The sequence below is a fragment of the Candidatus Hodgkinia cicadicola genome (genome assembly GCF_002774925.1).
The window spans coordinates 1-815 of sequence record NZ_NXGO01000114.1; the positions used below are offsets into that span (position 1 = coordinate 1).

The window sequence follows — 815 nt, forward strand, 5'->3', positions numbered from 1 at the left end:
GATCAAAACCATCATGTAGATCTTGTTAACAACAAAAGATACAACGTTAGGTTAATTAGTATTGGAAAAAATAAAATAAATGTTATAAAAGAAATAAAGAATTTGTTAAACATAGGATTAAAAGAATCAAAAGATTTCATAGAAGTATTACAATTAATAATAACCACGGATACACTAGTTGTGCCAAAAATTTGAAACCGTTATATATTGCAACAAAGGGCGAATTATGAGCGCCTTAGAGTAATTCGAAATCTACAAAGCATCGAGAACACAAAAAGACCTAGTGCTCAACGATCAATTGTCGTTTAACTCGAACAGCTTGTACGATACTGCGTTACAACATGTTTATCAGATTATGGACAAATGAGAAATCAACAGTTGCGATTATGAACCCAAACAGTGCGCACTGATTCTTCATGCGGTACATTATTAATATAGTGTGTTTTTAATGATGTTAGTATAAGTTTTTATTTGTGTTGACAAGTTCTTCATGTGAGAACAAACAGTTTTTAAACCTGAAGATGGGAACATGTTTCCCGAAACATGTCGTGTATGACATATAACGAAGTCGCAAGATGGAAAAGAAATAAGGTAAACTATAAGTTTTATTTCAATAACGCGACTTGGAGACCATAAATCACAAATTATGAATCTGTGGAAATGTGCACGCGTGCGCGAGTGATAAACGTTTCCATGGATGTGCGTGATATACTTGTCATATCGTTGTGACACTTGAACTGAACATAAACTACTGTATTAGCTACAGTTCCTGTATTTTCCTATCTATTAAATGACGTTAAAGTATGATTTAATTA

The 815-nt window shown here is 32.6% G+C and carries 1 protein-coding gene; it reads left to right on the forward strand.

Translation table 4 applies throughout. The features are described 5' to 3' along the window. On the forward strand, nucleotides 1–309 hold a 309-nt coding region (locus MAGTDC_RS03560), incomplete at its 5' end, for a ribosomal protein L7/L12 (protein WP_192573209.1). Nucleotides 310–815: the final 506 nt, after the last annotated feature.